At 69.6% G+C, this 12,944-nt stretch carries 11 protein-coding genes; 6 read left to right on the forward strand and 5 right to left on the reverse strand.

Annotated elements, in window-relative coordinates; genetic code table 11:
- Nucleotides 1-39: 39 nt before the first annotated feature.
- From H7X46_RS04885 to H7X46_RS04905, 5 genes are read right to left on the reverse strand one after another with little or no spacing between them, the layout of a single operon-like run.
- Nucleotides 40-489, reverse strand: coding sequence for a hypothetical protein (locus H7X46_RS04885; RefSeq protein ID WP_186358266.1), 450 nt, complete (start codon nt 487-489; stop codon nt 40-42).
- The gene (locus tag H7X46_RS04890; RefSeq protein ID WP_186358267.1) at nt 482-1,897 is read right to left on the reverse strand and encodes an FMN-binding glutamate synthase family protein; all 1,416 of its coding nucleotides are present in this window, start codon (nt 1,895-1,897) and stop codon (nt 482-484) included. Before H7X46_RS04890 ends, H7X46_RS04885 begins: the two co-directional genes overlap by 8 nt.
- A gap of 11 nt (nt 1,898-1,908) precedes the next feature.
- A complete protein-coding gene (locus H7X46_RS04895; protein WP_186358268.1) occupies nt 1,909-2,703 on the reverse strand; it encodes a GXGXG motif-containing protein in 795 nt (264 codons plus the stop codon).
- Nucleotides 2,691-3,620: a class II glutamine amidotransferase gene (locus tag H7X46_RS04900; protein WP_186358269.1), complete on the reverse strand. Its 930-nt coding sequence runs from the start codon at nt 3,618-3,620 to the stop codon at nt 2,691-2,693. Before H7X46_RS04900 ends, H7X46_RS04895 begins: the two co-directional genes overlap by 13 nt.
- A 21-nt stretch (nt 3,621-3,641) precedes the next feature.
- Nucleotides 3,642-5,039, reverse strand: a complete 1,398-nt coding sequence (locus H7X46_RS04905; RefSeq protein ID WP_186358270.1) for a glutamine synthetase family protein — start codon at nt 5,037-5,039, stop codon at nt 3,642-3,644.
- Nucleotides 5,040-5,394: 355 nt separating this feature from the next.
- Here H7X46_RS04905 and H7X46_RS04910 point away from each other — a divergent pair, with 355 nt between their 5' ends.
- From H7X46_RS04910 to purU, 6 genes are all read left to right on the forward strand, one after another.
- Nucleotides 5,395-6,786 carry an FAD-dependent oxidoreductase gene (locus H7X46_RS04910; protein ID WP_370588611.1) on the forward strand — a complete coding sequence of 464 codons (1,392 nt, stop codon included), beginning with the start codon at nt 5,395-5,397 and terminating at the stop codon, nt 6,784-6,786.
- 72 nt (nt 6,787-6,858) lie between these two features.
- A complete protein-coding gene (locus H7X46_RS04915; protein WP_186358271.1) occupies nt 6,859-7,110 on the forward strand; it encodes a sarcosine oxidase subunit delta in 252 nt (83 codons plus the stop codon).
- Nucleotides 7,107-9,995, forward strand: coding sequence for a 2Fe-2S iron-sulfur cluster-binding protein (locus H7X46_RS04920; RefSeq protein WP_186358272.1), 2,889 nt, complete (start codon nt 7,107-7,109; stop codon nt 9,993-9,995). The genes H7X46_RS04915 and H7X46_RS04920 overlap by 4 nt, the downstream gene beginning before the upstream one ends.
- Nucleotides 9,988-10,641 (forward strand): sarcosine oxidase subunit gamma family protein, encoded by a 654-nt coding sequence (locus H7X46_RS04925; protein ID WP_186358273.1) that lies wholly within the window; start codon nt 9,988-9,990, stop codon nt 10,639-10,641. The genes H7X46_RS04920 and H7X46_RS04925 overlap by 8 nt, the downstream gene beginning before the upstream one ends.
- 3 nt (nt 10,642-10,644) lie before the next feature.
- Entirely contained in the window at nt 10,645-11,979 is a 1,335-nt protein-coding gene (locus tag H7X46_RS04930; RefSeq protein WP_186358274.1) for an FAD-binding oxidoreductase, read from the forward strand.
- A 25-nt stretch (nt 11,980-12,004) separates the two neighbouring features.
- Complete coding sequence (purU, locus tag H7X46_RS04935) at nt 12,005-12,940, forward strand: formyltetrahydrofolate deformylase (protein ID WP_186358275.1); 936 nt, start codon at nt 12,005-12,007, stop codon at nt 12,938-12,940.
- The last annotated feature ends 4 nt before the right edge of the window (nt 12,941-12,944 follow it).

Below are 12,944 nucleotides of genomic sequence, written 5' to 3' on the forward strand. Positions count from 1 at the left end.
GCTAGGTGATGGATGCCGGCGCCCGACGCATCGGATCGGTCAGTGTCCGGATGGGGGCTCCCAGCCCTCGAGACGTGGCGGCTTCCAGTTGTCGCCGACGGTCGGCGAGTTCTCGAGCCAGGAGCCCAGCTCCGGTTGCGGGAACTTGGCGTGCTTGTGCTTCAGCCAGATCCCGTAGGAGTTCCCCTCCTGCAGGTGCTTGACGAGAACCTTGCGGGCGTACTCGTCCTCACGGCCCTCCGGAACCGGAAAGTGGATCTTCAGGAAGGCGTTCGTGTACCGGTCGAAGACGGCGGGGATGCCGTCCTCCTCCATGAGGTGGATGTCCTCCAGCCAGTTGATGTCCTCGCCGGGCGTGGCGGCCTCGAGGTCGATGTCGTCGACCAGCGAGGGATCGAACTGGTAGGGGAACGTCTGACCGGTCAGTTCCTCGGTGTCGATTCCCTGCCGGGTGGTCAGGTGACGTGCGGAGAGGTCGAAATCAGACATCTCGGCTACCCCCGGTGTCGTTGGCGATGTGCTTGGCGAGCAGGTCCCGGATCTCGGTGAGCGTCTCCTCCTCGGTCACGCCGGGGATGTACTTGGTTCCCGCGAGCGGGACGCGGGCCATCGCGGCGGACTCGGTCGTGAGTGCCGCGAGGTCCTCGGGCTCCAGGCTGTGCACGTCGGTCTTGCCGCAGGCGCGGGCGAGCATCTGGACCTCGAGCGTGAGCGTGTGCAGGAAGTTGTAGACGCGCTCCGCGGCCTCGTCGACGACCAGCCGCTTGCGCAGCTCCGGGTCCTGGGTGGTGATGCCGGCCGGGTCGCGACCGGTGTGCATGTGGTAGAAGTCGCTGGCCGGGACGCCGATGGTGCCCTCGTAGTCGGTGACCCCCGGGATGTTCTTGTTGGATCCCAGCGCCATCAGCGCGGCGGTGCCGATCGCGACGGCCTTGGCGCCGAGCGCGATGCACTTGGCGATGTCACCGCCGTTGCGGATACCCCCGGCCACCACGAGGTCGATCTCGTCGGCGAGGCCGACGTCCTCCAGCGCCCGCCGGGCCTCCGGGATGGCCGACATCAGCGGGATGCCGGTCTCCTCGGTGGCGATGTGCGGCCCGGCACCGGTGCCGCCCTCGGCACCGTCGAGGAAGATGACGTCCGGCCCGCACTTGGCCGCCATGCGTACGTCGTCGTAGACGCGCGAGGCACCGAGCTTGAGCTGGATCGGGACCTGGTAGTCGGTCGCCTCGCGGATCTCCTGGATCTTCAGCGACAGGTCGTCCGGGCCGAGCCAGTCCGGGTGCCGGGCCGGTGAACGCTGGTCGATGCCGGCCGGCAGCGACCGCATCTCGGCGACCTGCTCGGTGACCTTCTGGCCCATGAGGTGGCCACCCATGCCGACCTTGCAGCCCTGACCGATGAAGAACTCGATCGCGTCGGCCAGCATCAGGTGGTGCGGGTTGAAGCCGTACCGGCTCTGGATGACCTGGTAGTACCACTTCGTGGACAGGTCGCGCTCCGGCGGGATCATCCCGCCCTCACCCGAACAGGTCGCCGTGCCGGCCATCGACGCGCCCTTGGCCAGCGCCATCTTGGCCTCGAGCGAGAGCGCGCCGAAGCTCATGCCCGTGATGTAGACGGGGATGTCGAGCTCGAGCGGCTTCTTCGCGAAGCGCGCGCCGAGCACGGTCTTCGTCTCGCACTTCTCGCGGTAGCCCTCGATCACGAAGCGGGTGAGGGTACCGGGCAGGAACACGAGGTCGTCCCAGTGCGGGATCTTCTTGAAGATCCCGCCACCACGCATCCGGTAGCGGCCGAGCTCGGCCTTCATGTGGATGTCGTTGATGACCTCGGGGGTGAAGATCTGGCTCCGGCCGAGGACCGTGTGCTCGGAGGGTGCTGTCTCGTCAGCCATGTCACTCTCCTCTAGAGGACGAGCTTGCGCTCGGAGGGCTCGAGGGTGTCGTAGTTGTAGAGCTGCTTGCCGCAGACGAACTTCCGGAACGTGTCCGGCTTGTCCATGCGGTAGATGCGGAACTTCCGGTCGAGCAGCTCGTGGTCCTCGGGGCCCATCTCCTCCTCGACGCAGTCGACGCCCAGCGAGGCGACCTTGCCGGCGACGTAGATGCTGCCGTCGTACATCGAGTCGCCGAGCCCGGGTCCGGCGTCGCCGCAGATGATCTGCCGGCCGCGCTGCATCATGAACCCGGTCATCGACCCGGTGTTGCCGCCGACGAGGATCGTCCCGCCCTTCTGGTCGATGCCGGTGCGGGCGCCCACGTGCCCCCGGATCACCAGGTCACCGCCGCGGAGGGCGGCTCCGGTCAGCGAGCCGGCGTTCTTGTCGACGACCACGACGCCGGACATCATGTTCTCCCCGAGCGACCACCCGACCCGGCCGGTCACGTGGATCTCGGGGCCGTCGCCGAGGGTGCAGGCGAAGTAGCCGAGGCTGCCGTCGATGGTGATCCGGCAGCGGGCCAGCAGGCCCACGGCCACCGAGTGCTTCGCCCCCGGGTTCGTGATGGTGACGTTGCGGATGTCCTCGCCGTAGACGAGGCGGCGCAGCTCCAGGTTGATCAGGCGGGGGCTCAGGTCGGCCGCGTCGATCACCGCGGAGTCCCCGTCGATCCGGGCGGTCTTCGGGGCTTCGGCGTCGGGCTCGGCGAGCCCGCGCACGTCGTAGCGCACCGGGCGGGACGTCTCGTTCACCGCGACCACACCAGCACCTCCTTCTCGTAGGGGTCGTACGAATCGATCTCCTGAGGAAGGACCGCGCGGATGGCGCTCTCCTCGGAGGCCAGGGCGACGAGGTTGTCGGCCTGGTGCAGGACCAGCGGCTTCGCGGCCATCTCGTCCTTGGCCATGCCGAGGCTGTCCTCGGTCACCACGAGATAGGTGAAGACGCCGTCGAGGTCCTCGAGGCTCTGCTTCATCGCCGTCTCGAGGCTGAGCCCGTCGGCCAGGCGCTCGGCCAGGTACACGGCGATGATCTCCGAGTCGCACTCGGACTGGAACCGGTGACCGGAGCGCTCGAGCCGGCGCCGCCACTGGTGGTAGTTCGTCAGCTGCCCGTTGTGCACCACGGCCACGTCGGAGAACGGGTAGGCCCAGTACGGGTGCGCCCCGGCGATGTCGACGTCGGACTCGGTGGCCATCCGTACGTGGCCGATGGCGTGCGTCCCGCGGAACGCGTCCAGCTTGTACTGGCCGGCGACGGTGTTGGCGTCACCGAGGTCCTTCACGATCTCGAGGGAGTGGCCCAGGGAGAGCACCTCGCAGCCCGGGATGTTCTCGACGTAGTCGGCCAGCGGCTTGAGCTCGCCCTCGTACCGGAACTCGGCCCGGTAGGCGTAGGCGGACTCGCCGTCCACCCGGTCCACCGACGCGCCGATCTTGGAGAGGCGCGACTCCACCTCACGCCGGCTGCGCTCGAGCCGCTCGGAGAAGTCGAAGTCCGACGTGTCGTTCGGGTCGGCGAGCTTGAACCGCATGACCAGGTGGTCCTTGGGCTCACCGTAGAGCGCGTATCCGGCCGAGTCCGGCCCCCGATGCTTCATCGACTGAAGCATCTTGGTCATCTCGCGGCCGACGTCCCCCGGCCCGTCCAGGTGGATGATTCCGGCAATCCCACACATGCGTCTGTCCTTTTCGGTCGATCAGGGAAGGATGTCCAGGTATTCCTTGACGTCCCAGTCCGTCACGCTGGCGCAGAAGCGCTCCCACTCGTCGCGCTTGTAGTGCTCGAAGACCCGGTACATGTCGCCCGGCATGGCGCTGCGGACGACCTCGTCGGCCCGGAGCGACTCCAGGGCGTCGCCCAGGGTCATCGGGATCTTCTTGACCTCCTTCCCCTCCGCCATGGCGGTGTAGATGTTGCGCTCCTCGGGCGGTCCCGGGTCGAGGTTGCGCTCGATACCGTCGGCCATCGCCGTGATCAGCCCGGCGAACGAGAGGTAGGGGTTGACCGCGGAGTCCACGGACCGATACTCGAAGCGGTCGGGCGCGCTCACCCGGAGCGCGGTCGTGCGGTTCTGGTAGCCCCAGTCCGCGTAGAGCGGGGCCCAGAACCCGGTGTCCCACAGCCGGCGGTACGAGTTCACGGTCGGAGAGGTGATGCAGGTGAGGGCGGAGAGGTGCTCGAGCACGCCTCCGATCGCCGCGAGGCCGAGCTTGCTCGGCATGCGCGGGTCGTCACCGTCCGGGAGGAAGACGTTGGTGTCGTCCTGCCACAGCGACATGTTGTGGTGACACCCGTTCGCCGACACCCCCATGAACGGCTTCGGCATGAAGCAGGGGAAGGCGTTGAACTCGCGACCGACCTGCTTGCAGATCTGCCGGTACGTGGTGAGCCGGTCGGCGGTCAGCTCGGCCCGGTCGAACTGCCAGTTCAGCTCAAGCTGGCCGGGCGCGTCCTCGTGGTCGCCCTGGATCATGTCCAGGCCCATCGCGACGCCGTACTCGTTCACGCGGTGGATCAGCGGCTGCAGCTCGGAGAACTGGTCGATGTGGTAGCAGAACGGCTTGGTCATGCCCTCGACGGACGGCGTGCCGTCGGGGTTCTTCTTCAGCCACATCATCTCGGGCTCGGTGCCGACCCGCAGGTGCAGGCCGGTCCGCTCCTCGAAGTCCCGGTGGATGCGCTTGAGGTTCCCCCGGCAGTCGGAGGTCAGGTACGCGCCCGGGTCCTCGGGCTCCTCGCGGCCGCGGAACAGCGTGCAGAAGACGCGGGCCGTCTGCGGGTCCCAGGGCAGGACCTGGAAGGTCTCCACGTCGGGGAGGCCGACGAGCTCGCACGCCTCGGCGCCGTACCCGATGTACTCGCCGTGGCGGTCGATGAAGAGGTTCGCGGTCGAGCCGTAGACGAGCTGGAAGCCCTTGTTCGCGAAGCGTTCCCAGTGCGGGGCCGGCGCGCCCTTGCCCATGATCCGGCCGGTGACCGAGACGAACTGGAAGTAGATGTAGCGGACGTCGTGCTCGTCGATCTTTCTCCGGACCTCGCGGATGGCGTCGTCGCGCCCTGGTTGGTCGAGGAAGGCTTCAAGATCGGTGGACATTTCTGGACCTCCGAAGGTTCGGGAGTCTGGGCCCGGCGTGAGCGCGGCCACACCGCGTGCAGCACCGCAGAGTAGACCGCGTTTACTCACAGGCGACAACCCTTGACAGCAGATTTTCTGTGTGCGGGCCCCGTCCGAGGGGCCTCGAAGGCCGTCGATCCGACTGTCAGGGAAAGTCGATCAGCTGGTCAAGCCCCTGGCGGGGCGTCATCCGCTCGCGGTGCTTGATCCGTCCGGGCCCGGCCGGCGGGATCGCCGGAAAAGAGATGTCCACTACGGGTGGACGCTGTTCACACAACGCCCTATGCTCCCGGTCACATCCGACCGAGACCCACCACGAGCCTGGAGGCAACGCGTGGACGGATCGACCAACGGTGCGCACGGTCGTCACGGAGCGCCGCGAGGGAACGGGTGGGGGGCCGTCGGCAAGGTCGGCTCCTCGTTCCGGGCGAGCGTTCCCGGCCGCAACGGCACCAACGGCACCAATGGCAGCAGCAAGATTCGCGGCTACTCCGCCTGGCACCTGTTCCAGCACGGCCTCTCGAACGCCGAGTGGCCGCGGAACTGGCGCGAGCACGACCTCGCGGACAGCTACGACGTCGTGATCATCGGTGGTGGTGTCCACGGGCTGGCCACGGCGTACTACCTCGCGGTCAACCACGGCATCACCAACGTCGCCGTCCTCGAGAAGGCCTACATCGGCAGCGGTGGATCGGGGCGCAACACCGCGATCCTGCGGTCGAACTACCTCACCCCCGAGGGCGTGCGGTTCTACGACCGCTCCGTGAAGCTGTACGAGCACCTCGCCGCCGACCTGAACTTCAACGTCATGTTCTCCCAGCGCGGGCACATGACGCTGGCGCACAACGACTCCTCGCTGCGCACCATGCGGTGGCGCGCCGAGGTGAACAAGGCCCAGGGCGTCGACTCGGACGTGATCGGGCCGGACAAGATCAAAGAGCTCGTCCCCTACATGGACACCTCGTCGTACGCGCGGTATCCGATCCTGGGGGCGCTCTACCACCCGCCTGGCGGCATCGTCCGGCACGACGCGGTGGTCTGGGGGTACGCGCGCGGCGCGGACCTGCACGGGGTGCACATCCACCAGAAGACGAAGGTGACCGGCATCGACGTCGTCGGCGGCCGGGTCACCGGCGTACAGACCGACCGCGGCCGGATCTCGGCCCCCGTGGTCGTCAACTGCACCGCGGGGTGGTCCACCCTGATCTCCGACATGGCCGGTGTCGAGATGCCGGTCCAGACCTTCCCGCTGCAGGCGGCGGTCACCGAGCCGGTCAAGCCCTTCCTGGACACGGTCGTCGTGTCCGGCACGCTGCACGTCTACGTCAGCCAGACCGACCGCGGCGAGCTGGTGTTCGGTGCCAGCGTGGACCCGTTCGCCTCGTACTCGAACCGGGCGTCGCTCGAGTTCACCGAGGGGCTCGGCGGCCACGTGCTCGAGCTCATGCCCTCCCTGTCGAAGATGCGGCTGCTGCGCCAGTGGGCCGGTCTCTGCGACATGACCCCCGACTACTCGCCCATCATGGGGCCGACCGATGTGGACGGTTTCTACGTCGACGTCGGATGGGGGACCTACGGATTCAAGGCCGGACCCGTGTCCGGCGAGGCGATGGCCGCCTGCGTCGCCGACGGCCGTCCCCCGGAGATCATTTCGGCGTTCGGCCTCGACCGGTTCGCCGACGGTCGGCTGGTGGGCGAGAAGGGCGCCGCAGCGGTCGGTCACTGAGGTGGCGGCCGTGATCCGATTCCCGACCGACATTCCCCCGCTGCCCGCAGCTGTGGAGAGGTGGACACGAAAATGATGGTGCTGTCGTGCCCGTGGTGCGGGCCCCGCAACGCGACCGAGTTCCGCTACGGCGGCGAGAACCACTCGCGCCCCGACCCGAACACGGCGACCGCGCAGGAGTGGCGCCGGTTCCTGTTCATGAAGTCCAACCCGCTCGGACCCGTACAGGAGACCTGGTACCACCGCGCCGGGTGCCGCAAGTACTTCAGCGTCGAGCGGGACACCGGGACCAACGAGAACCGTCCCCTGGGAGCCGACCGATGAGCGCCGCCCTGAGCACAACGACGACGACGACCTCCGCACGACTCGCGCCGCAGCCCGGCGAGCTGATCGATCGCAGCCGGCTGCTGGAGTTCCGGTGGAACGGGAAGACCTACACCGCGCACCCCGGGGACACGATCGCCTCGGCGCTCGCGGCCGCCGGGGAGCGGGTGCTGTCCCGCAGCTACAAGTACCACCGGCCGCGCGGCATCCAGACCGCCGACTACCACGACCCGGGCTGCAGCTTCCAGGTCGGTGACGAACCGAACGTCCGGGGCGGGCACCGGCTGGTGCACGAGGGCATGGACGTCCGCTCGCAGAACACCTGGCCGTCGCTGCGGTTCGACGTCAAGGCCGTCAACAGCCTGGTCGGGCGGTTCCTGTCCACCGGCTTCTACTACAAGACCTTCATCAAGCCCGAGCCGCTCTGGCCGCTGTACGAGAGCGTCCTGCGCCAGTTCGTCCACGCCGGAACGGTCTCGCCCGAGCCGTCCGGGGCCTACTTCGACAAGCGCTACGCCCACGCCGACGTCGTCGTCGCCGGCGGCGGGCCGGCCGGGATGGCGGCCGCGGTGGCCGCCGCCCGTGCGGGCGCCAAGGTCATGCTCGTCGAGGAGGAGCACCAGCTCGGCGGCCACCTGCGCTGGGGATCGGCCGAGGACCTGGCGACGCTGCGCGAGCTGCGTGCGCAGGTCGCGGCGGAGCCCGGCATCGAGGTGCTCGAGAACTCGGTGGCGCTCGCGCGGTACGACGACAACTGGATCCCGATCGTCCAGCGCGGCCTGCCGAACGTGTTCGAACGGCTGATCAAGGCTCGGGCGCGGACGCTGGTGGTCAGCCCGGGGCTCATCGAGCGGCCCTACGTCTTCGCCGGGAACGATCTTCCGGGTGTCATGGTGTCCACCGCGGTCCGGCGGCTCGTCAACCTGTACGCGGTCCGGCCCGGCACCCGCGCGGTCGTGATGACCGCCAACGAGAGCGGTGACGCCGCGATCGAGGACCTGCGGCGGGCGGGCGTGGAGATCGCCGCGGTCGCGGACGCCCGGCGGGGCGAGCACGTGGTGCGGGCCGAGGGCCGCACCGGGGTCCGCTCGGTGACCCTGTCCACCGGGGCCGAGGTCGCGTGCGACCTCCTGGTCACGGCGGCCGGGTGGACCGCGCCGACGTCGCTGCTGAACATGGCGGGCGACAACCCCGTTTACGACCCGCGGTCCGCCCGGTTCGTCCCGAACCCGGACGCGCTGCCCGACAGCGTGCTGGCCGCCGGCGGCATCGTCGGCGACGGTACGGCCCAGGAGCTCCTGCAGCACGGCTACGCGGTCGGGGAGGAGGCCGCGCACCGCGCCGCCCAGCGCGCCGACGAGGCCCGCGCGCAGATGCCGACCCGGCCCGACGCGGCCGGCGGGACCGGATCGGCGACGCGTTCGCCCCGGCCGGTGCCGCCGCTGCGCCCGGCACCGCACCCGGCGCTGTTCCGGAGCAGCACGCACGGGTTCGTCGACATGTGCGAGGACGTCTCCTCGAAGGACATCGTCTCCGCGGCCAAGGAGGGCTACGACTCCGTCGAGCTCGTGAAGCGGTACACGACGGTCACGATGGGTCCGACGCAGGGCAAGCTCGAGACGGTCAACGCCGTCGCGATCCTCGCCGAGGCCACCGGGCGCAGCATCGCCGAGACCGGGACCACCACGTGGCGCCCGATGTACGTCCCGCTCACGCTCGGTGCGCTCGCCGGGCGGCTCCCCGAGCCCGTGCGGCACTCCCCGATGAAGGCCTGGCACGAGAAGCACCACGCGGTACCGCTGGTGGCCGGGCAGTGGATCCGGCCCGAGCACTACGGCGACCCGGCCGCGGAGGTCCGGGCCGTGCGCGAGCGCGTGGGGCTGATCGACGTCACCCCGATCGGCAAGCTGGACCTGCGCGGTCCGGACGTGCCGAAGCTGCTGAACCACCTCTACGTGAACAAGTGGTCGAAGCTGCCGGTGGGCGGGGTCCGCTACGGCGTGATGTGCGCCGACGACGGCATCGTGTTCGACGACGGTGTCACCGGCCGGCTCGGCGAGGACCACTACCTGATGTCGACCACGTCGTCGGGTGCCGCCGGGGTCTGGGAGTGGGTCGAGGACTGGCTGCAGACCGCCCACCCGGAGTGGCAGGTGCACTGCACGCCGGTCACCACGGCCTACGCGAGCATGAACCTCGCCGGCCCGCGGTCCCGCGAGCTGCTCGCCCGGCTGACCGACGTCGACCTCGACCCGGAGTCCTTCGGGTACATGCAGGTGCGGACCGGCACGGTGGCCGGCATCGAGGACTGCGTCCTGTGGCGGATCGGGTTCACCGGTGAGCTCTCCTACGAGATCCACGTCCCGGCCTCCTACGGGCTGCACGTCTGGGAGAAGCTCTTCGAGGCCGGCGCCGACCTGGGGATCTCGCCGTTCGGCGTCGAGGCGCAGCGGATCCTCCGGCTGGAGAAGGGCCACTTCATCGTCGGCCAGGACACCGACGGCCTGTCCAAGGGCTACACCGCCGGGCTGGGGGGCCTGATCAAGCTGGACAAGGAGGACTTCGTCGGCAAGCCCGAGCTCGTCCGGCAGTCCGAGCGTGACGACTACCCCCGGCTGGTCGGCATCCAACCGGAGGACCGGCAGGTCGTGCCGGCGGAGGCCAGCCAGATCCTCCGCCCGGACGGCCGCATCGCCGGCCGCATCACGTCCTCGAGGATGTCCCCGACGCTGGGCCGGTCGATCTGCCTCGGCCAGGTCGACCCCGACCTCGCCGCGCCCGGGACCCGCCTGAGCGTCCGCCTGCCCGACGGGTCGGACGTCATCGCCCGGGTCATCGAGGGACATGCCCACTTCGACCCGAAGGGAGAGCGTCAGCGTGTCTAGTACTGCACCCGCCGTCGCCCGGAGCGCGATCAGCCCCGCCGACCCCGTGCTGCGGGGTGGATGGGAGGTCAGCGCCCGGCGCAGCACGGCCGACCTCACGCTGTCCGACGAGTCGTCGCTGGCCAAGATCCTCGTCCGCGGCGGCGTCAACGGCGCCGTGCGCCAGGTCGTCGGTACCCGGTTCGGCCGGGCCGCCCGCACCGAGCGGGCCGGACACCCGGTCCTCGCCGTGGGTTCCGGCCCGGGGGAGTGGCTGGTCATCGGCCCCACCGGGACGGCCCGCGCGCTGCTCGAGGACCTGGAGTCCGCCGCGTCGGGGACCGGCGAGTTCGCCTCCGTGCTGGACGTGACGCACGGCCGGGCACTGGTCCGGCTGCGCGGGCGGCGTTCCGCGGACGTCCTGAACAAGATCTGCGGCATCGACCTGGACGATGCCTCCACCCCGGACGGTGCCGCGCTGCGGACGTCGGTGGCCGCGGTGGCCACCGACCTGGTCCGGGACGACGGTCCCGGCGCAGGAGAACCGTCGTACCTGCTGCACGTCGAGCGGTCGAGCGGCCAGCACCTGTTCGACGTCCTGCTCGATGCCGGTGCCGAGTTCGGCATCGAGGTCACCGGCCCGGAACTCGACACCTGGAGTGAGTGACAGATGGTTCCCGAGAAGTCCCGCTACGTCGTCATCGGGGCCGGCATCCACGGCCTCACCACCGCAGCGCACCTCGCCCGGGGGCTGGCCGAGTCCGGCCGCGGGGACGGCAGCGACGTCGTCGTCGTCGACAAGACCGACGTCGGTGCCGGCGCCTCCGGTGTCGCCTGTGGCGTCATCCGGAACAACTACTTCCAGCCGGCGATGCGCCGCCTGATGGCGCACTCCGTCGAGGCGTGGGAACGGGACGCCGAGGCGCTGTCGTACCACGGCGTCGGCTACATCCAGCTCGCCCCGGACGCGATGGCCGACGACGTCCGCCAGATCGCCCGCGAGCAGAACGAGATCGGCTACGAGTCGGTGCTCGTCGAGGGCGTCGACGAGTGCAACGCCTACATGCGCGAGATCTTCTCCGACTGGCAGGCGCCGGGGATCTCGATCCTGCTGCACGAGAAGCGCGGCGGGTACGCCAACAACACCCTGTCCCTGGCCGGCCTGGCGGCCAAGGCCCGCGAGGCCGGTGTCCGCATCGAGACCGGGGTCACGGTCACCGGGTTCGAGCGGACCGGCGAGCGGGTCAGCGCCGTCGAGACCGACCAGGGGACGATCGCCTGCGATGCGGTGGTCGTGGCGGTCGGCCCCTGGGTACGCGACATCTGGTCGATGCTCGACCTGCCCGAGACCATCACCGTCCGGGACACCTCCGGCAAGGAGCACCCGGACCGGCCGATGTGGACCTACTGGGCGCTGCAGGAGGGCACCCTCGAGGTCGACCCGGGGGAGTTCACGGACAACAAGGGTGGCTTCCCGCCGGTCATCCACGTCGACTCGGACGCCCCGCTCCACGACGACCTGGACGGCTCGCTCATCACCGACCAGATGTGGGGCATCTACTACAAGCCCGACTTCCACTTCGGCGGTGTCCAGGGTGGTGCTTCGCCGCAGCAGATCGACCGGCCCGCCCACGAGGTCGCCGTCGACCCGTACGGGCCGGCCAGCCCCGAGTTCGTGGTCGACGACTCGTTCGTCCGCATGTGGACCTCGGCCCTGGCCGCCTGCCACAAGCGGTTCGAGCAGAAGCGCGGCCTCTACTCCAAGGAGCCGTCGGGCGGCATCGGGGCGTTCACCCCGGACAGCTTCCCGGTGTTCGACATGTTCTGCGAGAACGCCTACTTCATCGCCGACGCCAACCACGGGTACAAGATGCTCGGGGTCGGTGAGCTCGTCGCGAAGGAGCTGCTCGGCGAACCGCAGGAGCTGCTCGCGCCGTTCCGGTTCGACCGGTACCGCACCGGCGATCTCCACCCGACCAGCCACTCGCCGTTCCCGTGGAGCTGACGCACCGCGGAGAGAAGGATCTCTGATGAACGATCCGAGAATCGAGGCTCCACCGGCCGCGGTCGTCGCCCCCGACCGCCGCGGTCACTGGGCAGACGCGGCCGCTGTGCGCGATCACGGCCGCCTGCTGATGTCGTGCCAGGACGGCCCCGGAATCGTGGCGTCGGTGACGGCGTTCCTGCACGCCCGCGGTGCGAACATCGTGCACGCCGACCAGAACTCGACCGACCCCGAGGGCGGGAAGTTCTTCCAGCGCATCGTGTTCCACCTGCCCGACCTCATCGATCGGCTGCCGAAGCTGCGGCGGGAGTTCGCCGGGGACGTGGCCGGCCGGTTCGGGATGGCGTTCCAGATGACCGCGGCGGAGACGCCGAAGCGGGTGGCGCTGTTCGTGTCCAAGTTCGACCACTGCCTGCTGGACCTGCTGTGGCGGTGGCGACGCGGCGAGCTGCCGATGGACGTCGTGCAGGTCGTCTCGAACCACCCGGACCTGGAGAAGGACGTGGCCGGGTTCGACGTCCCGTTCGCCCACATCCCGGTCACCCGGGACACCAAGGCCCAGGCGGAGCAGCGCCAGCTCGAGCTGCTCGAGGGCCGGGTCGACCTCGTGGTGCTGGCGCGGTACATGCAGGTGCTCAGCGGTGACTTCCTGGAGCGGGTCGGGGTACCGGCGATCAACATCCACCACTCGTTCCTGCCCGCGTTCGCCGGAGCCGGTCCGTACGACCAGGCCAAGAAGCGCGGCGTCAAGCTCGTCGGCGCCACGGCGCACTACGTGACCGAGGACCTCGACGAGGGCCCGATCATCGAGCAGGACGTCGCCCGGATCTCGCACCGGCACACGGTCCGCGAGATCTCCCGCCGCGGTGCCGACATCGAGCGGGTCGTGCTCGCACGGGCGGTGGAGGCGCACTGCGACGACCGGGTGCTGCTCAACGACACCACGACGATCGTCTTCTGAGGAC

Source organism: Pseudonocardia sp. C8, from assembly GCF_014267175.1.
In the GTDB taxonomy this organism is placed as follows: Bacteria; Actinomycetota; Actinomycetes; order Mycobacteriales; family Pseudonocardiaceae; genus Pseudonocardia.